This is a genomic window from Leisingera sp. ANG-S5 (genome assembly GCF_000813925.1).
Lineage (GTDB): Bacteria > Pseudomonadota > Alphaproteobacteria > Rhodobacterales > Rhodobacteraceae > Leisingera.
In genome coordinates this window covers 140313-162581 of the sequence record NZ_JWLH01000002.1, presented here as the reverse complement: position 1 = coordinate 162581, position 22269 = coordinate 140313, and the positions used below count along the sequence as shown (strand labels likewise).

Annotated in this window: 20 protein-coding genes, 1 other RNA gene and 1 riboswitch; of the genes, 10 read left to right on the top strand and 11 right to left on the bottom strand. The window is 64.5% G+C overall.

The features are described 5' to 3' along the window. Positions 1 to 154: 154 nt before the first annotated feature. Positions 155 to 1474, bottom strand: a complete 1320-nt coding sequence (locus RA25_RS04355; protein ID WP_039170501.1) for a serine hydroxymethyltransferase — start codon at positions 1472 to 1474, stop codon at positions 155 to 157. 117 nt (positions 1475 to 1591) lie between these two features. Between RA25_RS04355 and RA25_RS04350 the strand changes: the two genes are divergently transcribed. After that, positions 1592 to 2464 (top strand): LysR family transcriptional regulator, encoded by an 873-nt coding sequence (locus RA25_RS04350; protein WP_039170500.1) that lies wholly within the window; start codon positions 1592 to 1594, stop codon positions 2462 to 2464. Positions 2465 to 2486: 22 nt separating this feature from the next. Here RA25_RS04350 and fnrL read toward each other — a convergent pair whose 3' ends face one another. Beyond that, a complete protein-coding gene (gene fnrL, locus RA25_RS04345) occupies positions 2487 to 3227 on the bottom strand; it encodes a transcriptional regulator FnrL (RefSeq protein WP_019298212.1) in 741 nt (246 codons plus the stop codon). 61 nt (positions 3228 to 3288) lie between these two features. On the opposite strand from fnrL, the gene hemN reads away from it, so the two are divergent. Then, positions 3289 to 4644, top strand: coding sequence for an oxygen-independent coproporphyrinogen III oxidase (gene hemN / locus RA25_RS04340; protein WP_039170499.1), 1356 nt, complete (start codon positions 3289 to 3291; stop codon positions 4642 to 4644). Between the two features lie 318 nt (positions 4645 to 4962). On the opposite strand, the gene RA25_RS04335 is transcribed toward hemN, so the two are convergent. From RA25_RS04335 to RA25_RS04315, 4 genes are all read right to left on the bottom strand, one after another. Further along, complete coding sequence (locus RA25_RS04335) at positions 4963 to 6549, bottom strand: ABC transporter ATP-binding protein (protein WP_039170498.1); 1587 nt, start codon at positions 6547 to 6549, stop codon at positions 4963 to 4965. Between the two features lie 307 nt (positions 6550 to 6856). Next, complete coding sequence (locus RA25_RS04325) at positions 6857 to 7963, bottom strand: ABC transporter permease (protein ID WP_039170496.1); 1107 nt, start codon at positions 7961 to 7963, stop codon at positions 6857 to 6859. Positions 7964 to 7966: 3 nt separating this feature from the next. Then, positions 7967 to 9052 carry a microcin C ABC transporter permease YejB gene (locus RA25_RS04320; RefSeq protein WP_039170495.1) on the bottom strand — a complete coding sequence of 362 codons (1086 nt, stop codon included), beginning with the start codon at positions 9050 to 9052 and terminating at the stop codon, positions 7967 to 7969. Positions 9053 to 9062: 10 nt separating this feature from the next. Next, a complete protein-coding gene (locus RA25_RS04315; RefSeq protein WP_039170494.1) occupies positions 9063 to 10976 on the bottom strand; it encodes an extracellular solute-binding protein in 1914 nt (637 codons plus the stop codon). Positions 10977 to 11192: 216 nt separating this feature from the next. On the opposite strand from RA25_RS04315, the gene RA25_RS04310 reads away from it, so the two are divergent. After that, on the top strand, positions 11193 to 11429 hold the full coding sequence (locus RA25_RS04310; protein WP_019298218.1) for a putative hemolysin: 237 nt from the start codon (positions 11193 to 11195) through the stop codon (positions 11427 to 11429). A 97-nt stretch (positions 11430 to 11526) separates the two neighbouring features. Here the strand turns inward: RA25_RS04310 and RA25_RS04305 are convergent, their stop codons facing one another. Continuing rightward, entirely contained in the window at positions 11527 to 12036 is a 510-nt protein-coding gene (locus RA25_RS04305) for a c-type cytochrome (RefSeq protein WP_019298219.1), read from the bottom strand. Between the two features lie 118 nt (positions 12037 to 12154). On the opposite strand from RA25_RS04305, the gene RA25_RS04300 reads away from it, so the two are divergent. Beyond that, positions 12155 to 12988: a prephenate dehydratase gene (locus RA25_RS04300; RefSeq protein ID WP_039170493.1), complete on the top strand. Its 834-nt coding sequence runs from the start codon at positions 12155 to 12157 to the stop codon at positions 12986 to 12988. Between the two features lie 100 nt (positions 12989 to 13088). On the opposite strand, the gene ffs is transcribed toward RA25_RS04300, so the two are convergent. After that, positions 13089 to 13187, bottom strand: an RNA gene (gene ffs / locus RA25_RS22315) — signal recognition particle sRNA small type. 63 nt (positions 13188 to 13250) lie between these two features. Continuing rightward, positions 13251 to 15104 (bottom strand): 5'-nucleotidase C-terminal domain-containing protein, encoded by a 1854-nt coding sequence (locus RA25_RS04295; protein WP_039170492.1) that lies wholly within the window; start codon positions 15102 to 15104, stop codon positions 13251 to 13253. 334 nt (positions 15105 to 15438) lie between these two features. On the opposite strand from RA25_RS04295, the gene nudC reads away from it, so the two are divergent. Both nudC and RA25_RS04285 read left to right on the top strand, forming a co-directional pair. Next, positions 15439 to 16422: an NAD(+) diphosphatase gene (gene nudC / locus RA25_RS04290; RefSeq protein ID WP_039170491.1), complete on the top strand. Its 984-nt coding sequence runs from the start codon at positions 15439 to 15441 to the stop codon at positions 16420 to 16422. Between the two features lie 56 nt (positions 16423 to 16478). Continuing rightward, positions 16479 to 16946, top strand: a complete 468-nt coding sequence (locus RA25_RS04285) for an SRPBCC family protein (protein ID WP_039170490.1) — start codon at positions 16479 to 16481, stop codon at positions 16944 to 16946. Between the two features lie 11 nt (positions 16947 to 16957). Here the strand turns inward: RA25_RS04285 and RA25_RS04280 are convergent, their stop codons facing one another. Then, positions 16958 to 17836, bottom strand: coding sequence for an alpha/beta hydrolase family protein (locus RA25_RS04280; RefSeq protein WP_039170489.1), 879 nt, complete (start codon positions 17834 to 17836; stop codon positions 16958 to 16960). Between the two features lie 70 nt (positions 17837 to 17906). On the opposite strand from RA25_RS04280, the gene RA25_RS04275 reads away from it, so the two are divergent. Beyond that, positions 17907 to 18527 carry a TetR/AcrR family transcriptional regulator gene (locus tag RA25_RS04275; protein WP_039170488.1) on the top strand — a complete coding sequence of 207 codons (621 nt, stop codon included), beginning with the start codon at positions 17907 to 17909 and terminating at the stop codon, positions 18525 to 18527. 18 nt (positions 18528 to 18545) lie between these two features. Beyond that, positions 18546 to 18768, top strand: a riboswitch (cobalamin riboswitch). Between the two features lie 107 nt (positions 18769 to 18875). Further along, a complete protein-coding gene (locus RA25_RS04270; protein ID WP_052254157.1) occupies positions 18876 to 19280 on the top strand; it encodes a hypothetical protein in 405 nt (134 codons plus the stop codon). A 54-nt stretch (positions 19281 to 19334) separates the two neighbouring features. Here the strand turns inward: RA25_RS04270 and RA25_RS04265 are convergent, their stop codons facing one another. Beyond that, complete coding sequence (locus RA25_RS04265) at positions 19335 to 19850, bottom strand: protein-tyrosine phosphatase family protein (RefSeq protein ID WP_019298227.1); 516 nt, start codon at positions 19848 to 19850, stop codon at positions 19335 to 19337. 180 nt (positions 19851 to 20030) lie between these two features. Here RA25_RS04265 and RA25_RS04260 point away from each other — a divergent pair, with 180 nt between their 5' ends. Then, positions 20031 to 21887 carry a DNA polymerase III subunit gamma/tau gene (locus RA25_RS04260; protein WP_446720364.1) on the top strand — a complete coding sequence of 619 codons (1857 nt, stop codon included), beginning with the start codon at positions 20031 to 20033 and terminating at the stop codon, positions 21885 to 21887. Beyond that, positions 21863 to 22261 (top strand): hypothetical protein, encoded by a 399-nt coding sequence (locus tag RA25_RS04255; protein ID WP_039152754.1) that lies wholly within the window; start codon positions 21863 to 21865, stop codon positions 22259 to 22261. The genes RA25_RS04260 and RA25_RS04255 overlap by 25 nt, the downstream gene beginning before the upstream one ends. The last annotated feature ends 8 nt before the right edge of the window (positions 22262 to 22269 follow it).

Sequence of the window (22269 nt, the reverse complement as noted above, 5' to 3'; positions counted from 1 at the left end):
CCTCTCCCGCCCTTCGTCCGCCTTTCCTGCGGCAAGGCATCCTCCCGTTGGGCCAGGCTCGGCGCGCCGCGCCGAGCCTGGCCCAAAGCCGCCAGCGGGTCCGGCACAGCCGGTCACGCGCGGGTGCGGGAGAGCGCCGCTTTGGCGTTCAGCCTCAACGGACGTAGTGCATCCGCTGGAAACCGGCGCGGTACGCGGCAACCTCTGCCGCCATGGCTGCCGGGTCCTTTGCCCGAATGGCCCGGGCGATCAGGTCTGCGAGCTTGGGCGCATCCGCTAGGGTGACACCCCGGCGCACCAGTTCCGGCGTGCCGATGCGCAGCCCGTTCATGTCGCCCGGCACCTCCGCGATGGGCAGGCCGATGCCGCAGGCCAGGAAGCCTGCCTTGCGCAGATGCTTCGATGCCGCCTGGCCGCCACCGAACTCCGCCGCCTCCAGTGCAAACTGATGCGACTGGGTCATGCCGCGCGCAGCGGCAAAGACCGGCAGCCCCTGCCCGGCCAGCGCCTTGGCCAGGGCCAGCGACAGATCTGCCATTGCCTTGGCATAGCCCGCGCCATGCTCCACCCAGTCCAACAGGCTCATCGCCAGCGCCGCCGACTTTGCTGCATCAAAGTTTGCAGTCATGCCGGGAAAGGCGATGGCATCCAGCCGCTCGGCGATGTCCGCATCGTTGGTGACGATCAGCCCGCCAGCCGGGCCGCCCAGGCTCTTGTAGGTGCTCATCGTCATCAGATGCGCGCCCTGCTCCAGCGGGTTGCCCCAATGGCCGCCCGCGATCATGCCGCACTGGTGGGCTGCGTCGAACAGCACCTTGGCGCCCACCTCATCCGCAATCGCCCGTATCTCCGGCACCGGATGCGGGAACAGGTTGAGGCTGCCGCCGATGGTGATCAGTTTGGGATGCACCTCGCGCGCCAGATCGCGCAGCGCGTCCAGATCGACGGTATAGCCATCGCCGTCCACCGGCGCCGGATGGGTTTGCAGCCCGTAAAGCCCGGCACAGCCGCCCGCGTGATGGGTGACATGCCCGCCCACCGCGGCGGGCGGTGCAATGATTGCATCACCGGGTTTGGTCAGCGCCATGAAGCCATAGAGATTGGCCAGCGCGCCAGATCCCACCCGGATCTCCGCATAGCGCGCATTGAAGACCTGTGCCGCGATCTCGGCAGCGATCACCTCGATCTCCTCGATGGCCTCCAGCCCCATCTCGTATTTGTCGCCGGGATAGCCCAGCGACGGGCGGCTTCCAAGGCCGGTTGCCAGCAGCGCCTCTGCCGCCGGGTTCATCACATTGGTGGCCGGGTTCAGGTTGAAGCAGTCGCGGTCGTGAATCTCCGCATTGCGGTCTGCCAGCGCGGTCAGCCGCGCAGCGGTCTCTGCGCTGGTGGCAGCGGCGGTCTTGGCGGCCACGGTCTGCACGTAGTCTTCGCAGGCGGCGGGCACCCAGTTGCGGCGGGCAAGCTCTGTCATGGTCTGTCTCCTTCGCGCAGTGGCGGGTTTCTCTCTGCCCCCATCAAACCGCCAATGCCCCCTTGCGCGCAAATCAGTTTTCCAGAAAACTAGGGCTAGAAAAATTGAGGCTAAGCCATGGCTGTTTCCCCGCCCCCTGCCCAATCGCTGCCGCTGACCGCCTTGCGCGCCTTTGAGGCCGCCGCCCGGCTCGGCGGGTTCTCTGCGGCCGCGCAGGAGCTGGGGGTGACCCCCGGCGCGGTCTCGGCCCAGATCAAATCGCTGGAGGACGCGCTGCAGGCACAGCTGTTCCACCGCCGCCCGAAACAGGTGACGCTGACGGCGCTTGGTGCGCGGGTGCTGCCGGAGTTCACAGCGGCCTTCGACCAATTGAACGCCGCCACCCGCACCTTGCGCGAAGAAGCCCAGCCATGCACCGTCCACATCGCCACCCTGCCCGCGATTGCCCAGTTCTGGCTGTCGCCGCGCCTGCCTGCCTTGCGCGCGGCGATGCCGGAGATGGTGGTCTCAGTCACAGCCACCGAGGAACCGCCGAACCTGAAGCGTACGCCCTACGACCTGTGCCTGTTCTACGGCGGCGATCAGGGGGGGGTGATTGAGCAGGACGTGATCTTCCCGGTCTGCGCCCCCGCGCTGGCAGAGCAGCTGCGCACTCCTGCGGACCTGCAGAACGTGCCCTGCCTGTCAGACGCGGTCTGGGCGCAGGATTGGGAATATTGGCTGCAGGCCGCCTGCCCCGGCGAGACCCTGCACCTGCGGGGGCCGGAATACTCGCTCTACTCGCTGGCAGTGGAGGAGACCGTCAATGGTGCGGGTGTATTGATCGGCCATCAGGCGCTGGTTGCGCCGCTGTTGGACAGCGGCAAGCTGGTGGCGCCGTTTGCGGTCAAAGCAGAGCTGCCCCGCGAATTGAGGCTATGGAGCCTGCGCCCCTCCGGCCCGCGCAGCCCGGCGGCGCGGGTGGCGCGCTGGCTGATGGATAACAGTTAGAGGATAAAGGGAAAAGGCGGCTTCAGCCGAGGAAGCCGCCGTCGCTGTCGTCGCCCGCTTCTTCCATCAGGCGGCGCATATCCGGCACGGTCACATGACGCTTGCCTTCCAGCTCGATGATACCGTCGCGTTTAAGCGCCGAAATCTGGCGGCTCACGGTTTCCAGCGTCAGGCCCAGGTAGTCTGCCATCGCCTCCCGCGTCAGCGGCAGGTCGAACACCATCCGGTTGGTGGCGCCGCCCGGCGTCAGCGTGGCATCGCGGCGGGCGATGATTGCCAAGAGGCTCGCGATCTTCTCGCGTGCGGTCTTGCGGCCCAGCACCAGCATCCACTCGCGCGCGGCGTCGAGTTCATCCAGGGTCATCTCCAGCAGCCGGTGCGCGATATGCGGGGTGCGCTCCATCAGCTCCTCAAAGGGCTTCTTGCGGAAGCAGCACATCACCACATCGGTGGTTGCCGCCACATCGTAAGCCGCGCCTTCACGGCCCGGACGGCCGACAAAATCGCTGGGCAGCAACAGGCCCACCATCTGGGTGCGCCCGTCCTCCATCGTCTGGGTCAGGGAAGCGATGCCGGAAACCACGGAGCCCACGAAGTTCATCACGTCACCGGACCAGATGATCGGCTGGCCAGCCTCATAGGTGCGGTAGTATTTGATCGCGTCCAGCGCTTCCAGCTCATCCGCGTTGCAGCGCGCGCACACGGCACGGTGACGGATCGGGCAATCGCCGCATCTGGATTGTGACATAATGGGAGCGTTCATTCGCTGGTCCGTTTGATCTGGGTCAAGGCTCTGGTTCGCGCGCTGCCATAACGGTAATTGAATGGAACAGAAAGCTCAATTGGCCGAACTGGGTTTGTTTGACGCCAAAGTGCCGCGCTATACCAGCTATCCCACCGCGCCGCACTTCGGCAAGGACACTGATCCCGCGCAGTTTTCCAGTTGGGTTTCAAAGATTTCACCGGGCAGCAGCATCTCGCTGTATTTGCATGTGCCCTTCTGCCGCAGGTTGTGCTGGTTCTGCGCCTGCCGAACGCAGGGCACCCATTCCGACGCCCCGGTTGAGGCCTATGTTCAGGTTCTGAAAGCCGAGATTGCGCTCTTGAAGGCGCAGTTGCCGGAGGGCATCACCCTGTCGCGCCTGCATTGGGGCGGCGGCACCCCGACTTTGCTGAGTGCGGATATAATCCGTGAACTGGCGAGCACGATCGCCACGGCCATTCCTCTGGCGCCGCGGGCCGAGTTCTCGGTTGAGATCGACCCGAACGAGATCGGGGACCGGCGGCTGGACGCGCTGGCCGAGGCAGGCATGAACCGCGCTTCTGTCGGGGTGCAGGATTTTGACAGCACCATCCAGCAGGCGATCGGCCGTATCCAGAGTTTTGAGGCCACACGCGCCGCCATTGAGCAGCTGCGCGCACATGGGATCCGCAGCCTCAATGCCGATATCCTCTATGGCCTGCCGCATCAGACATCCGCGATCATGACCGAAAGCGTGCAGAAGCTGCTGTCGCTGACGCCGGACCGGGTGGCGGTCTACGGCTATGCCCATGTGCCCTGGATGGCCGGACGCCAAAGCATGATCCGCTCCGATGCGCTGCCCACCCCAGAGGCGCGGCTGGAGCTGTTTGAGACCGCCCGCCAGCTGTTCCAGTGGGACGGCTACCGGGAGATCGGCATCGACCATTTCGCGCGGCCGCATGACGGGCTGGCGGTGGCGCAGCGGACCGGGCGCCTGCGCCGCAATTTCCAGGGCTACACCGACGATCCGGCAGAGGTGCTGATCGGCATCGGCGCCTCAGCCATTTCGCGGTTCCCGCAAGGCTATGCGCAAAACGCGCCTGCGACCTCGGCCTATGTGCGCTCCATCCGCGACGGGCAATTCGCCACCGCCCGCGGCCATGCCTTTGGCGGCGAGGACCTGTTGCGGGCGCGGCTGATTGAGGCGCTGATGTGCGATTTCCGCATCTGCCGCGAGGAGATACTGTCGCGGTTTGCCGTCACCGAGGCAAATCTGGACCGGTTGTTTGCAGAGGCCGGCGCAGCCTTTCCGGGGATGCTGGAGGTCTCTGCCAAGGGGTTGAGCATCCGTGAGGAAGCCCGCCCGCTGACCCGGATGATCGCCCGCAGCTTTGACGCCTATGACCTGAACCACGCAGGCCACAGCACCGCCATCTGATCCCTTTCTGCCGGGGAGGAGTTCTCCCGCCCGTCGCCGCCGCGCCTTTGGGCGCAGCGCTCCCGTTGGGCGAGGCTCAGCGCCCTGGGCGCTGAGCCTCGCCCAAGGCCGCCAAGGGGTCCTGGCGCAGCCGGGGCACTTGCGGGCGCGGGAGGGTTCCGGTGCTTTTCAACGGCTTCTGAATAGGTCAGCAATGCTGTCTAAATGTTTCGCGCGCGAAACATTTGGTCAACCGCGCTGCCGCAATTTCTGGGCGTTGCGTGAAGTGCGAACGCATAGATGCTGCAAAGCCTGCCAGAGGGTTAACTCGGGAGCGGTTCAACCCGCCGCGGCCAGCAGCCTGCGGGTATAGTCCTGTTTTGGGTTGGCAAACAGCTCCTCTGCCGCGCCGGTTTCCACAACGTCGCCCTGATTCATCACCACGACCTGATGCGACATCGCCCGCACCACGTTGAGGTCGTGAGAGATGAATAGATAGGCCAGCCCATAACGTGTCTGCAGATCGCGCAGCAGCTCGACAATCTGCACCTGCACCGTCATGTCCAGCGCCGAGGTCGGCTCATCCAGCACTACCAGTTTCGGGCGCAGCACCATGGCGCGGGCAATCGCAATCCGCTGGCGCTGGCCGCCGGAGAACTCATGCGGGTAGCGGTCCATCGCCGCGGGATCCAGGCCCACCTCCGTCATCACCTCCGCCACCAGTTCGCGGGTGTCGCGGTGCTGGTCCACCTTGTGGATCGCCAGACCCTCGGAAATGATCTGGGCGCAGGTCATCCGCGGGCTGAGAGAGCCGAACGGGTCCTGGAACACGATCTGCATGTCCTTGCGCAAGGCGCGCAGGTCGCGGGTGGACCACTTGCGCAGGTCCTGGCCCTGGAAGGTGACCGCGCCCTCCGACGCGATCAGCCGCATGATGGCGAGCGCCAGAGTGGTCTTGCCGGAGCCACTTTCACCGACGATGCCCAGGGTTTCACCCGCCCGGACCGAGACCGACATCGGGTTCACCGCTTTCACATGGCCTACAGTGCGCTTCAGAAGCCCGCGCTGGATCGGGAACCAGACCTTGAGGTCTTTGGCGGCCACCAGTTCCTGCGCGTCCGGGGCCACCGGCTGCGGCTGGCCGGAGGGTTCGGCCGCCAGCAGTTTCTGCGTGTAGGGGTGCTGCGGGTTGGCGAAGATTTCGGCTGCCGGGCCTTCCTCGACGATCTCACCGCTTTTCATCACGCAGACCCGGTCAGCGATACGGCGCACGATGCCGAGGTCATGGGTGATGAACAGCAGCCCCATGCCCTCGCTTTCCTTCAGCTCCGCCAGAAGGTCGAGGATCTGCGCCTGGATGGTCACGTCGAGCGCCGTGGTCGGCTCATCGGCGATCAGGATGTCGGGTTTGTTCGCGAGCGCCATGGCGATCATCACCCGCTGCCGCTGGCCGCCCGACAGCTGATGCGGGTAGGAGGTCAGCCGGTTTTCTGCGTCGCGGATGCCGACCTTTTCCAAGAGCTCCAGAATGCGGGCGCGGGCGGATTTGCCGGCCAGCCCCTGGTGCAGAGCCAGGGATTCCTCCAGCTGCCGTTCGATGGTGTGCAGCGGATTGAGCGAGGTCATCGGCTCCTGGAAGATGAAGCTGATGTCATTGCCGCGCACCTGCATCAAGTGGCGCTCGCTGGCGCCGACCATCTCGTTGCCATCATAGGTGACGGAACCGCTCACCATGGCGCTGTCGCCCAAGAGCGAGACGGTGGACAGGGCTGAGACCGATTTGCCAGAGCCGCTCTCGCCCACCAGCGCGACGGTTTCGCCGCGGCCGACAGAGAAGGAGACGCCGCGCACGGCCTCGGTCACCTTGCCGTCCTGGCGGAAGGAGACGCGGAGGTTCTGGACGTTCAGGAGGGGATGATCAGTCATAGCGAAGAGGCCGTATAGATCGCATAGATTGCAAAAATGTAGAAAGCTGCAGCAGCATACGACCAAATCCTCAGCAAAGTTGGAGGTTCGATCCTAAAAGCAATCACGAACCCGCTCGCAAGCAACGAAAGCGTTCCGGGGGCAAACAAAAGAAAAAAGAGATACGAAAGACCTTCAAACCAGAGCTTTCCTGGCGGCCTGGGAGTTTCCCAAGCTTCACGCACTACAAACAACGCCAGCAACGCCAAGACAGCGTTGCTACCCCAATACAGTAGAGAGGATCGCTTTGGAGTGAACGTCCAAACATTCATGAAAACGTCTTCCGCGGATCAAAGGCATCGCGCACGCCCTCGAAGATGAAGATCAGGAGCGACAGCATGATGGCAAAGGTGAAGAAGGCGGTGAAGGCAAGCCAGGGCGCCTCCAGGTTCTGTTTGGCCTGCAGCGTTAGTTCGCCGAGCGACGGCGCGGAGGACGGCAGGCCGAAGCCGAGGAAATCGAGCCCCGCCAGCAGGCCAATGGTGCCGGTGATGATGAAGGGCAGCATCGTGAGCGTCGCCACCATCGCGTTGGGCAGCATGTGGCGGAACATGATGGTCAGGTTGCCGACCCCCAGCGCCTTGGCGGCGCGGACGTATTCCAGGTTGCGGGCTCGCAGGAACTCGGCCCGCACCACGCCGACCAGCGCGGTCCAGCCAAACAGCACCATCAGGAACACCAAGAGCCAAAAGCTGCGGCCCAGGATCGCAAACATGATGATGATGACATAGAGCGAGTTCACCGAGCCCCAGACCTCGATCACCCGCTGGAACACCAGATCGGTGAGGCCGCCGAAATAGCCCTGCACCGCACCGGCCAGAATGCCGATGAGGCTGGCGGCGCCGGTCACCATCAGGGTGAACAGGATCGACAGGCGGAAGCCGTAGATCACCCGCGCCAGCACGTCACGCTTGGTATCATCGGTGCCCAGGAGGTTCAGCCCGCCAGGCGGCAGCGGTGCCGCGCCGGGGCGGTCCACGGTGGTGTTGAAGCTGTAGGGGATCGGCGGCCACAGGGTCCAGCCTTCGTGAAAATCATCTGCCGCATAGGTGCCGGCGGCGATGTCTTCCAGAATGGTGTCCGGCTCATCAAAGCAGTCCTCCACCCCGCCGGAACGGATCAGGCATTCGACCTCCGGGTCGGAATAGACCGCCTCTGTCTGGAAATCGCCGCCGAATTTGGTTTCCGGGTAGAAGTTGAACACCGGCGCATAGACCTCGCCGCGGTAGCTGACGAGGATTGGCTTGTCGTTGGCGATGAACTCGGCAAACAGCGACAAGCCAAACAGCACCGCAAAGATCCACAGCGACCAAAAGGCCCGGCGGTTGCGGCAGAAGTTGCGCCAGCGGCGCTGGTTCAGCGGGGAGAGCGCCATGGATCAGCCCTCCCGCTTTTCAAAGTCGATGCGCGGGTCGACCACCACATACATCAGGTCGGAGATGATGCCGACCACCAGCCCCATCAGGCCGAAGATATACATGGTGCCGAACATCACCGGGTAATCGCGCGCCACCGCGGCCTCGAACCCGAGGCGGCCGAGGCCGTCGAGCGAGAAGATCGTCTCGATGATCAGGGAGCCTGCGAAGAACACACCGATGAACACCGCCGGGAAGCCTGCAATCACGATCAGCATCGCGTTGCGGAACACATGGCCATAAAGCACGCGGTTCTCGCTGAGGCCCTTGGCGCGGGCGGTCATCACGTATTGTTTTTTGATCTCGTCGAGGAAGGAGTTCTTGGTGAGCAAAGTCAGCGTTGCAAAGGCGGCGATAGTGGAAGCGGTGACCGGCAGCGCGATGTGCCAGAAATAGTCGGCGATTTTGCCGAACAGGCTGAGGTTCTCCCAGTTGTCCGAGGTCAGGCCGCGGAGCGGGAAAATCTGCCAGTAGGAGCCGCCGGCAAACAGCACCAGCAGCATGATGGCAAAGAGGAAGCCGGGGATCGCGTAGGCGGCAATGATCACGCCGCTGGTCCAGGTGTCGAACGGCGAGCCGTCGCGCATCGCCTTGCGGATGCCCAGCGGGATCGAGATCAGATAGGCGATCAGCGTTGACCACAGGCCCAGCGAAATGGACACCGGCATCTTTTCCAGCACCAGATCGGTGACACCGATCTTGCGGAAATAACTCTCGCCGAAATCGAAGGTGGCGTAGTTGCCGAGCATGGTCAGAAAGCGTTCCAAAGGCGGCTTGTCGAGGCCGAACTGTTCTTCCAGCTCCTTGATCAGCTCCGGCGGCAGGCCCTGGCGGCCGGCGTAATTGTCATTGGAGCTGATCGCCTCGGTGCCAGTATCGCCGCCGCCGCCGGCAAAGCCCTCGAATACGTCGCCGCCGCCCTCGAGCTGGGCAATGATCTGCTCCACGGGGCCGCCGGGCACAAACTGAACCAAGGCAAAGTTCACCACCAGGATGCCGAACAGCGTCGGGATCACCAGCAGCAGACGCCGGAGGATATAGGCTGCCATCTCAGGTCCCTTACCGCAGCGCGCCGGCGGCTTTGAGTTCCGCCTCGCGCGCCGCATCAATCCACCACAGGTCCAGCAGGCCGGTGTCATAGGGCGGCAGGTTTTCCGGCTGGCGGTACATGTCCCAATAGGCAACCCAGTTCACATCCAGATACCAGGTTGGCACCATGAACCTCTTGGCCCGCAGCACCCGGTCCAAAGCACGCACATTAGCACGCAGGTCTTCCAGGGTTTTGGCCTCGATAACGCCATCAATCAGCACGTCTACTGCCGGATCGGCCAGCCCGGCCGGGTTGAACACCGAATACTCATGCGCCTCCGAGCCGAAATACTGTTGCAGACCGGTCGACGGCTCCAATGACATCGGGAAAGCAGTGAAAATCATGTCGATCTCCTTTTCCCGGCGGCGGCTGGTAAACTGGGCGTAATCGACCCGGTTGACCACCGCATCCACACCCATGGTGCGCAGGTTCGCGACATAGGGCTGCACGATGCGCTCGATGGTGGGGCTGTCCACAAGGAATTCGATCTTCAGCGGTGTGCCTTCTGCGTTGCGGCGCATGCCGTCATCGCCGACGGTCCAGCCGGCCTCGTCCAGCAGCTTCATTCCCCGGCGCAGGTTCTTGCGGTCGCCGGGGCGCGACGCCTTGGAGGCATGCGCCATCACCGGCTCCGACGTCAAAATAGACGGGTCGATCTGATCGCCGAGCGCCTCCAGCAACTCTTTCTCGCGGCCCTCTGGCAGGCCGGTGGCAGCCAGTGGCGTGTCCTGCCAGAAAGAGGAGCGATGCCGGAACAGCCCGTATTGCAGGCTTTCGTTGGTCCATTCGAAATTGAACGCCAGCTGCATCGCCTCGCGCACACGGATGTCCTGAAACTTGGGCCTCAGCAGGTTCATCACGAAACCGGCGGCAGCAGGCACATTTCCGTCTGGAATTTCCGCTTTGATTACCAGACCGTTGTCAACCGCGGCAAAGTCATAAGCGGTTGCCCAGCTCTTCGAATTGCTTTCCGTACGCAGCGTGTAGACACCAGCCTTGAAGCCTTCCATTGCAGCGATTGCATCGCCGAAGTACTCGACCCGGATGCGGTCGTAGTTGTGGCGGCCGGTATTCACGTTCAGATCCTTGCCCCAGTAGTCCGGGTTGCGCTTGTAAACGATGCGTTGGTTCACATCAGCGCTTTCCAGCACATAAGGCCCGGAGCCGATGCCCGGATCGAGGCGTGGCTCGTCAATGCGGCGGTTTTCCGGGTCCGCCTCGAACCAGGCTTTGGAAAACACTGGCGTGCCACCAACCTGGGAGATCATCGCCCGGCGCGGAAAATCCGGGGAAAAGTGGAATTTGACCCGGTGCGGGCCCAGCGCCTCTGCCTTGGGGATGCGTTTGCGGACGGCCTCGGCATAGGACTTCAGCCCCTGATCCAGCAGGATGTTGTGGGAGAATACGACGTCCTCGGCGGTGACAGGTGTACCGTCTGAGAACCTGGCCTCAGGCCGCAGGTTGAAAATCACCCAGTCCTGGCTTTCGGGGTATTCCAGGCTTTCGGCGACCAGCCCGTAGTATGAACCGGGCTCGTCATAGGATTCCACCAGCAGGCTTTCGTAGTGGCTGGAGGCAAGCATCCCGGCGCGGCCCTTGCGGGTGAACGGGTTCATGCTGTCAAAGGTGCCGACTGCGGAAATCGACAGTTCACCGCCTTTGGGGGCTTCTGGATTGACGTAATCGAAATGAGCGAAACCTTCCTGGTATTTCAGCTCCCCGAACTCGGCAAAGCCATGCGCCTTGATGATTGTCTCATCCGCCTTGGCCAGTGTCGCAGCGGCCAGCGCCAGGATCATACCAAAAGCAAGCGCGGCGGCGGCCTGCAGCGGGGTCACTCTGTCCTTGGCGCGCACCCGCGCCGCTGCTCGAGCGGTGTTCATCTGCCATGACCTCCTTTGTCCGGAATTCGGGCCCGGATTTCTCGCCCCAAGCTAATGGCCGGGGGTGGTAACATTCAAGTTGAGATTAGGTGATATCCCCGGCTCTCTTGGCACAAAGCAGCCGAAAACCACGCTTTTTCAAGGCCGCGCTTGCCCGCAATAAAATTGCCTGCCAGCCTCATATCACGATTGCGTTATGAAACGAGGGAGTTTGCGATGCTGAAGTCAATGAGATTTGCCGCCCTTGCGGTTGCCGGGGCCGCAGCGCTCAGCGCCTGCGCCCAGCAGGAAGAGGAAGTCGTCTACACCAGCCCGGAAGAGGCCTATTGCGTGCAGACCGGCGGCAGTTACGTGCTGCGCAGCGGCAAGGCGGGCACCATCGGCGTCTGCATCCTGCCCGACGGCACAGAGCGCGACGCGCTGGCCTATTACCGGGAAAACAACCCGGCCTGATCCGGCCGCTCACGGAACACCACTCACGCGAACATCAAAAAAGCCGCTGCGATTTGCAGCGGCTTTTTCAATTGGAGTGCTGGGACAGCGGTCCGGCTTAGCCGTCCAGGCTGTCCAGATAGGCGATGAGGTTCACCCGGTCGGCCTGCTTTTTCAGGCCGGAGAACGACATGGTGGTGCCGGAGGCATAGGCCGACGGCTTGGCCAGGAAGGCGTCCAGCTCTTCCGGGGTCCAGGCCTTGCCGGCCAGGCCGGTCAGCGCGCCGGAGTAGCCGAAGCCGGATGCGGAAGCGATATCGCGGCCAACCACACCGTAGAGATACGGGCCGGTTGCGTTGGCGCCGTCTTCCAGCTTGTGGCAGGCGGAGCACTTCTTGAATACCTTGGCGCCTTTGGCGGCGTCGGCGGAGGCCATCAGCTCTTCAAAGCTGACTTCCGGCTCGTCGCTGCCGGCATCTTCGGCCGAGGCGACTTCGATCACATAGGAAGCCTCACCGTGGCTGTCCATGTGATACAGTACTTCTGCGCCCCATTTGCCCAGAAGGAATACCAGGAACGCGCCGCAGATGCCTGCGGTCGCTTTGGTGAGGGTCATCGTGTCAAACATGATCGCGAGTCCATTTAGCTGTCTGCAGGGGTGTCTAAGGCTTCCCCTCCCAAGTGGCAAGGTATAGACAGCGCGACGAAACGCCCAATTCTTGAAGTTTTGCACGGGGAACACACCCATGAGCCGCAAAATCGCCATTCAGGGGGAGCTTGGCTCCTACAGCCACGAGGCCTGCCGCATTGCCCGCCCCGGTATGGAGGTGCTGCCCTGCCGCACGTTCGAGGAGATTCTGGAGGCGGTGCGCAGCGGTGAGGCGGAGCAGGCGATGCTGCCGGTGGAGAACTCCACCTACGGGCGGGTGGCCGACAGCCACCGGCTGCTGCCGCACAGCGGGCTGCACATCATCGACGAGGCCTTTGTGCGGGTGCATATCAACCTGCTGGCGGTGCCGGGCGCGAAACTGGAGGACATCCGCGAGGCGCATTCGCATCTGGTGCTGCTGCCGCAGTGCGGAACCTTCCTGCGCGAGCACGGCATCCGCGGCCGCGTCAGCCCCGACAATGCCCGCGCCGCCCGCGACGTGGCCGAGGCCGGCGACATCCACTCTGCCGCGCTGGCCAGCGAACTGGCGGGCGAGATCTACGGGCTGGACGTGCTGGCCCGCCATATTGAGGACAATGGCGACAACACCACCCGCTTCCTGATCATGGCCAAGGATATTGATTACACCCGCCGCGGTGCCCACAACATGATCACCAGCTTCGTCTTTCAGGTGCGCAACATCCCGGCGGCGCTCTACAAGGCGATGGGCGGCTTTGCCACCAACGGCATCAACATGACCAAGCTGGAAAGCTACATGGTGGACGGCTCGTTCACCGCGACCCAGTTCTATGCCGATATCGAGGGCCACCCCGAGGATGCCAATGTGCAGCTGGCAATGGACGAGCTGAGCTATTTCACCACCAATGTGGAAATTCTCGGCGTCTATCCGGCAGACAACGGCCGGTTCTAGGCCAGCCGGAATTCGGCGCGAATTCCGGCCAGGAAAAATCGATTTTCCTGGCCGTTTTCCTCGCAGGAAAACGGCGTCTCGATCACAGCGCGGCGGGGATAAGTGAGAGGCTGGACATCGACCCAAGCGGGGCTCGTTGTGGCTGCTTCCTTCCGGACCTGACCAGGTTGGCGAGGCGCTTGCCCGCGCCAACCTCTCGAATCCCGATATAAGGACCGCTGCCGGGATTGGCAAGGGCCACTCCGGCACCTCCTTTGGATGCTTAAAGCTGCAGCTCCAGCTCCCAGAATCCGCCGCTGTTGAAACCGCGCGGCGCGGCCAGCCCGGCGGGCAGTTCCTGCAGGTGCTCCGCTGCGCCAGGGCCGGTCACGGCCACTGCGCTGGTGCCCGGCACCGGCGCCAGCTGCCAGGGATAGGGCATCTCTGCCAGCGGCTCCGGCGGCAAACGCCCGGCAATGTAGTCGCGGATCGCCTGACGGATACGGACCGGCGGCAGCGGCAGCACTTCCGCCTCCTCGAGCACCCGGAACCGGCCGCCGCCGCTGACCCGGTAGCTGTTGAGCGCAACCGCGAAGCGCTGGCCGGGGTCCACCGGACGGCCCTGCCAGCAAAGATCGGTGATCCGCCGGACCTCAGGATTGAGAAGATCCCCTGATGCGGAGTACCGCGGCGGCTGGGAGACGTCGATCCGGTAGCTGAGGCCGAAAATCACATCGAAGTTGTGCCCGGCCCGCAGCGGATCGGTCAGCCGCTGGCCGGAGCTGCCCGGCGCAATCCGGTTGAACAGCCCGGCTGACATTTCCAGCCAGTCCCGCAGCTGTGCGCCAGTAACGGCCACCGCCCGCAATTCGTTCGGGAAGACCTGCAAATCCGCAATATTGCGGGCACAAAGCCCGCCGGCCGCAATGTCGGTGTAGGACTGCGGCCCGGAGCGGCCTCCGAATTTGCCCGGTGCCGCTGCCGACAAGAGCGGCAGGTCTTCGGCGGCAGTGCCGCGCAGCAGCACCCGCGCTGCGGCGGCCTGGGCGCAGGCTGCCAGTGTCAGGCCCCGGTCCGGTGCAAAAAAAGTGAAGTAGGAATGCATCGCCACCGGGCTGTGGCCTGCCGGTTCCTGCATCCGCTCCTGAGTGCGGGTATGATCCTCTGCCAGCGCCTGCACAAGGACAGGATCCTCTTTTGCCAGCGGAGTTGCGGTGCCGGCTGCGCCAGGCTGCGAGACCGGCTGCAAACAGGCAGAGCCGCCAGCCATCTGCCAGCCGCCAGCAGCATACTCCAGCTCCAGCCGGATCACCCCCAGATGCGACCCATGCGCACCGGGCATCACCACTGGCTTAGCAAAGGGGTGGTCCGGGTGCGGCAGTGTCAGGTGGGTGTGTCCGCCGACCACGGCGTCGATCTCCGCCAGGGCTGCCAAGTCTTCCAATGCGTTTTCGCTGCTGTCGCCGCCCGCCGCTGCCAGCCCGGTATGCGCCAGCGCCAGCACCAGATCGCAGCCTTCCGCCTTCAGCTGCCGCGCCCGCTCTGCTGCGGCTTCAATAATGCCGTCTGCCCGCAGCTGCCCCTCCAGCGCTTGCCGGCACCAGGCCAGCGTCTGCGGCGGCAGCACAGAGACCACTCCGATTTGCACTGGCGGCAGGTCCGGACAGCAAGGCACCACCCGCTCCAGCACTGCCGAGGCTGCAAATGGCAGCGCGCGACCGGGATCAGCCGCTGACAGGTTGGAGCACAGGACCGGACAGGGCGCGTCCTGCAGCACATTTGCCAGCGCCTCCAGCCCGGAATCGAAATCGTGATTGCCTAGGCCGGCGGCATCATATTCCAGAACCTGGAATGCACGCACCAGCGGATGCGGACCGGACGCCTGCGGCAGAACATCTCCCAGCGGCGCCCCCTGCAAACCGTCGCCATTGTCGACCAGGATACAGGCCGCCCCGCTTTGCGCAGCCTCAGCACGCGCCTGGGAAATCAGGGTTGCGACCCGCGACAGTCCAATGGCCGGATCCGGCCTGTTGGCATAGTAATCATGGCTCAGCAGATTGCAGTGCAGGTCCGTGGTGGCCAGCACATGCAATTCCCCGGCACTGCGGGGCTTGGAGGCCGCCGGCCCGCCTGTCATGTCCAAAATACTGCTGACACCGCCTGCCCGCCGCTCCTCTCGCACCATTCGGCGCCATTCTTGTTCGGCGCTATTTGAATCAGCGTTTTCAGAATTTGCAAAGAATCCTTTTCTCTGCGTATTAACTTTTTCGTAGACGCCCTGAGGCGGCGGCGCGGATGCCCCTGTTCTGCTGCAAAATGACCCTACGTCAACGATGCCAGGTGTGGCGGCACTGCGACAGGCAAGCACAGATCGCAGGCAAATGCTGGCAACGGCTGCGGCACACTGTCATGCATTGCCGCATTTCCCCGTTGAGCGCGGCCAGGCGTCCGCCAGCCATAGGAGAATTGCCATGAAACGCGCGGAACAGGTGACCTTTGGCGGCGGCGGGCTGGAGCGCGCGGCGCATCTGCGCACGGACACGGCGGCGCTGGAGGCGGCCTGGAACAGCTCTGAGGTGCAGGTGCTGCTGATGTGGCGCGGCAAGCCGCTCACGCGGCGTGCAGCGGAGGGGGATCTGCCTTGCGGCCTGGCTTGGACCCTGCCCTCGCATCCGCTGGCGGCGGACCGCAAGGGTGACGCAATTTACCTGGGCCAGGCCCCCGGCGGCACGCATTGCTTTGCCTGCGACATCAGCGATTGGCAGCCGCAGGACCTGGACCAGGATGCGCTCAACAGCTTTGCCGACGCCAGCGAGCAGCAGCATCCTGAGCTGCCGGACACACATGTCTTTGCAGAGCTGCGCCGGATCATGACCCGCCTCACCCCGCTGGAGGCGGAACTGTCCGCCACCGCCAAGGCGCTCCTCGCCTGGCACCGCAGCCACCGGTTCTGCGCCTGCTGCGGCGCGTCCAGTGACATGGCGCAGGCTGGATGGCAGCGCGTCTGCCCGTCCTGCAAGGCCCCGCATTTCCCGCGCACCGACCCGGTGGTGATCATGCTGATCACCCATGGCGACAGCGTCCTGATGGGCCGCTCCCCCGGTTGGCCTGAAGGCATGTACTCGCTGCTGGCAGGCTTCGTCGAGCCGGGCGAGACGCTGGAGGCCGCGGTGCGCCGCGAAGTGCTGGAGGAAACCGGCGTGCGGGTCGGCCCGGTCAGCTACCTGTCCAGCCAGCCCTGGGCCTTTCCGATGTCGCTGATGTTCGGCTGCGCAGGCGAGGCGCTGAGCCGTGAGATCACCATAGACCCGGAAGAGATCGAGGACGCCATGTGGATCAGCCGCCAGGAGATGATGACCGTCTTTGCAGGCGAACACCCGGTTCTGAAACCCGCACGCGAAGGCGCAATTGCGCAGTTTTTGATCAAGAACTGGCTTGCAGACACGCTGGACTAAGGCGCATATTTGCCGGAAACGGCACCGACCCCAAGCCGCAGACGAGGCAGGCGAACATGGAATTTCACAGCAAGGAAGACATCGAAGCCCCGATTGCAGAGGTGTTTGCGGCGATCTCCGACTTCGGCACGCTGGAGCGGTCTGCCCTGCGGCGCGGCATCGAGCTGCAGCGCACCGGTGACCCTGCCCATCCGGAAAACGGCCTGGCCTGGGACCTGTCCTTCAGCTTCCGCGGCAAACCGCGCGCGATCAAGCTGACGATGGCCTCTTACACGCCGCCGTCGGGCATGGCGCTGGATGGCAGCGGCAGCGGGGTTGACGGGCGGATGGAAGTCGAGCTGCTGGCGCTGTCGCCGCAACGGACCCGGATGTCGGTCCGGCTCAAGCTGTCGCCCACCACCCTGACAGGGCGCTTGCTGGTGCAATCGCTGAAACTGGCGCGCAGCAACCTCAATCGCCGCTTCAAACTGCGGTTGGCGGATTATGCCCGCTTGACTGAAGAGCGTCTGAGCCGGACAGCCTGAGGAAGCCCCGGTCAGGCCTGCGGCAGCAGCCGCGGCCACAGCGCGGCATTGGCGCGGGCAAAGGCGCCCAGATGGCCGATTTTCTGGACGCCGGCCTGCTGCGGATCCAGCACAATCCGGCGCTGCGGCACATCTCCATAGGCATCGCCCAGCCGCCAGACCGCTAGCGGCGGCACCACGTCGTCATCCGCCATCGCAAACAGATCCACCGGGATGCCGGTTTCCGCCCAGCGGGGCTGCGGCAGCGTGGTGCCGGTCTCCGGCAGGTAGCTGCCCGGCGTGGTGCACCAGCGCCGCCACTGCCAGTAGACACCAGCCGGCAAGTCGGCCCCGAACCCCACCGCGCGCCCGGGCAGATAGCCCAAGGCACGGACCAGCGCCGGCACATGGCCGAACCAGAAGGCCAGCGCCAGCGCGCGGTAGGGCCAGGGATGATCGTGGTGATGCACCAAGCCGCCCGCAACCACGATCATGCGGGCGACGTCCGTCAGGCCTTCCTGCAGGGGCATCAGCATCGCCCCCAGAGAATGGCCAATCACATACATCGGCACGCCCGCATAGTGCCGCTGCATTTCTGTCCGGGCGGCTGGCTGATCCGCCAGCGCCCAATCACCCATGGTGGCCTGTGACCGGCGCGGGTGCATGCGCGCCGAGGCCCCGAAGTCCCGGTAATCGTAGGTTAGGCAAGCCATCTGCCGCTCTGCCGCCAGCCAGCGCGCGAAATGCCGGTAGTAGCCCTGCGGCACCCCGGTTGCGCCATTCAGCACCACCGCTGCCCTGGCAGGTCCCGCAGGGTGATAGAGCCGCCCGGCCAGCACCGCGTCACCAGCGGCAAAGCGCACGCCCTCCACCCGGACATCCGCGGCGTGTTCTGAATGGCTGTCGAGCATGGCACCCTCCTAGACCGATTGGTCTATTCCACCTCTGGACCAATCGGTCTAATGCTGTCAACCTGCCGTCATGACTGACGTGACGACACCCTCTGCCGCCCCGGACGGCCCCGTCCCAACCCGCGAGCGGCTGCTGCGGGCGGCCGCCGGCCTGTTCCGCAACAAGGGCTACAGCGGCACCGGCCTGGCCGAATTGCTGGCAGCGGCGGAGGCGCCGAAGGGCTCGCTCTACCACCATTTCCCGAACGGCAAATCCGATCTGGCCCTGGCAGCGGCGGACTGGGCGTCGGAGCAGATGCTGGTGCTGATCGACGCGTCTTTCACTCCTGCCCCGACGTTTCAGGAAGGCGCCAAGACGGTCTGTTACAAACTGGCGAAACTCTTTGACAAACAGGGCAAATGGAGCGGCTGCCCGGTCTCCGCCACCCTGTTCGAGGGGCCGGAGAACGAGGCCTTCCACCAGCACGCCGCCAAACTGTTTGAGGGCTGGATCACTGAAACCGCGGCCCACGCCCAGCGCCTCGGCCTGGCCGAGGCAGAGGCCCGCGCGGCTGCTGAGAATTTCTATATCCTGCTGCAGGGCGGCTGGCAGCTGGCCCGGGTGCGGCGCGATTCGGATGTGATCCGGGGGCTGCACCTTCAGATGCACAGGCCCCTCCCCGCCCATGTGCAGCCGCAGAAAAACGATTGACGACTCGAGGCGGAAGCCGCTACCGCTTGTGTCGATGGTTCCCGCGCCACAGAATCTTGTGTCCGGGATGAAAAGGGAACACGGTGCGGCCCTGCCCAGCGCAAGGCCAATTCCGCGACTGCCCCCGCAACTGTAAGCGGCGAGCGACCCCGATAGAGCCACTGGCCCCCAAAGAGGCCGGGAAGGATCGGGAAAGCTGCGACCCGCAAGTCAGGAGACCTGCCATCGAATGTGAAACTCGAACCCGGGCGGGGTGTCCGGACAGGGTCTGATGGCACCGCGGGGCTCCCGCTTTCTCATCCGGTCTCCTGTCCCCGAACCCCCGCACTACGCGCGGAGGGCGCAAACATGATGTGGACGGACAAGACGCATTTCTATGCGGCAACGGATTGCAAATACCTGGGGCGACCCTGCCCGGCGGCAGAGCGGATGATCGCCAAACTGGCCGAGGCGATGACCAAGGCCAAGCCGCTGACCCAGGAAGATTTCGAAATCACCGGCACCAGCGCGCTGGACGGATGCCCGCGCAACTGCCCGGCGCAGTTCGTGGCCAGCCACGACCGGATCCGGCTGTTCTGCGGTGTCGGAGAAGAGGCCCCGCGCGAGGGGCTGGACCGGTTTGCCGATGCGATCCTCGGCCGCGACGGCACCGGTTTTGCCGCCTCAAAACTGGACGCCCGCCCCTGCGCACTGATGGAGGCGCTGCCGAAAACGGCAGAGGCGCATCAGGCAGAGCAGATGCTGGCGCTTTAGGCCAGCAGTCAGGGCACAGAAACAAGGTTCGGCAGGCCGCACTGAGCTGCCGCCTTATTGCGGCCGGAACCCCGCGGAACGACCGGCGTAGGCCCATTCCATCTGAGCCTGCGTCTCCACCGCGCAGGGGCGCACGGCCCGCAGCCGGGCCAGCGCCTGCGCGGGATCTTCGCCGCTTTCAATCATCAGCCGCAGCACCGCCATGCCGGAGCGGCCACAGCCGCCTTTGCAATGCACCAGCACCCGGCCGCCGCCCTCCAGCGCCATTCGCGCCGAAGCGCTGGCCTTGGGCCATTTCATTGCCACCTGCCGGGATGGCACGTCGAAATCCGGCACAGGCAGATGCACCCAGCGGCAGGCCATGCTTTGAATGTCGCAGCCCAGCCGGTGACTGCCCGCTGCCGCGTGTTCCTCAGCCGTGGTCATGGAGATCACGAGCCCGGGTTTCCAGGCATTGATCCGGCCCATGTCGCCAGGGTAGTCGCCGCCCTTGCCAGGCAAGGGGCACAGCGCCAGCATCCCGCCCGCGACGGGCACCTCGTATATGGAAATGTTCACAGGCACAGGCATCTCTTGCGCCGCAGTCCCAGAGACTTCGTCAGATCGCATGCCGCCTCCTCGCGTTGCGTTCCAATTCCCACTCCCGCCCAGGGTCTTGCAAGGGGATTCTAACCGCCAAACCCGCCAAATCCAAAACCTTTTCTTGGCTGCCCGGCAGCAGCCCATCAGCGGTGGACGAACCGGCTGCGCTTGAATACCCTGCGCGGAACGCGGGACACCCGCACATCGAATCCGGCACGAGACATCATGAACGATACCCCCAGCGGCACCACCCCTTCCCAATACCAGGTTCTGGCCCGCAAATACCGGCCAGAGACCTTTGCCGATCTGGTGGGCCAGGACGCCATGGTGCGGACGCTGAAAAACGCCTTTGCCGCCGACCGGATTGCCCAGGCCTTCATCATGACCGGCATCCGCGGCACCGGTAAGACCACCACCGCCCGGATCATCGCCAAGGGTATGAACTGCGTCGGCGAGGACGGCCAGGGCGGCCCCACCACCGATCCTTGCGGCAAATGCGAGCATTGCACAGCGATCATGGAAGGCCGCCATGTGGACGTGATGGAGATGGACGCGGCCTCGCGCACTGGCGTCAATGACATCCGCGAGATCATCGACTCGGTGCAGTACCGCGCCGCTTCGGCCCGCTACAAGATCTACATCATCGACGAAGTTCACATGCTGTCGACCTCCGCCTTTAACGCGCTGTTGAAGACGCTGGAGGAGCCGCCCGCGCATGTGAAGTTCATCTTCGCCACTACGGAAATCCGCAAGGTGCCGGTGACGGTGCTGTCGCGTTGCCAGCGGTTCGACCTGCGCCGGATCGAGCCGGAGGTGATGATTGCCCTGTTGCGCAAGATCGCAACTGCCGAAGGCGCCGAAATAGCCGAGGACGCGCTGGCGCTGATCACCCGCGCTGCTGAGGGCTCTGCGCGGGATGCGACTTCGCTGCTGGATCAGGCGATTTCCCACGGCGCCGGCGAGACCACTGCCGATCAGGTGCGCGCCATGCTGGGTCTTGCAGACCGCGGCCGGGTGCTGGACCTGATGGACATGATCCTGCGCGGCGATGCGGCGGCGGCGCTGACAGAACTTTCGGGTCAGTATGCCGAGGGCGCCGACCCGCTGGCGGTGCTGCGCGATCTGGCGGAGATCACCCACTGGGTCTCAGTGGTGAAGATCACGCCTGATGCTGCCGAGGACCCCACCGTCAGCCCCGATGAGCGCGCCCGCGGCAAGGCAATGGCGGATGCGCTGGCGATGCGGGTGCTGACCCGCATGTGGCAGATGCTGCTGAAGGCGCTGGAAGAAGTGGCCGCCGCCCCCAACGCAATGATGGCGGCCGAAATGGCGGTGATCCGCCTGACCCATGTGGCTGACCTGCCCTCGCCTGAGGAGCTGATCCGCAAGCTGCAGGACACGCCCCCGCCGCCGCCCCCCGGGCCGGGCGGCCCCGGTGGCGGCATGCAGATGCAGGGAATGGGCGCCCAGGCGCTTGGCGGCACTGCGCCGCAAAGCGGCCCGGCGGGCGGCGCGCCCGGCGGCTCACCTGTGGCCCATGGCGGCGGCGGCACGGTGACAGCACTGGCGCCGCAGGTCAGCTCTGCCCTCGCCCGCTACCCGTCGTTCGAGCATGTGGTCGAACTGATCCGCACCAACCGCGATGTTAAACTGCTGGTCGAGGTCGAGACCGGCGTGCGCCTGGTTTCCTACCAGCCCGGGCGGATCGAATTCACCCCCTCGGCTCAGGCGCCGCGCGATCTGGCCGCCCGGCTTGGCTCGGCGCTGCAGAACTGGACCGGTGCCCGCTGGGTGGTCTCCATCGCGCCGGACGGCGAGGCGCCCACAATTGCCGAGGTCCGCGACGCGGCTGAGAACGCCCTGCGCGAGAAGGCGACCGCGCATCCGCTGGTGCAAGCCGTTTTAGAGAACTTCCCCAAGGCCAAAATCACCCGCATCCGCACACCGGAGGAACTGGCCGCCGAAGTTGCCGCCGAAGCCCTGCCCGAGGTGGAGGACGAATGGGATCCCTTCGAGGACGGCTGACGGCGGGCCTGACGGCCCTCTTGTTAACAATGCCGGCCACCGCCTTTGCCACCACTTGCTTTGACACAGGGGAAGCACAAGACAGCGCATGGGATGTCCTTGTGCGGCTCTCGTCCAAACCTGTTGCATTGGCCCTCTTTGCCCTTGCCGGATTCGCACTTTATAGCGGAAAGCGACTGCCGTTTTCACTCGCGGGCGCGCTGTGGGGCCTTCTGGCCTTCGTCATAGCCGTAGATAACCACGAGCTTTTCTTTGATGATAAGAAGGCCTTGGGCATAATCGAAGACTGCACCGCTTCCCCCCACTTGTTCATCGCGCTCGCAATTGCGATATGTGCGGGGATGACTTACGGCGCCCTGCGCCCCCGCACTTAGGAGAACAC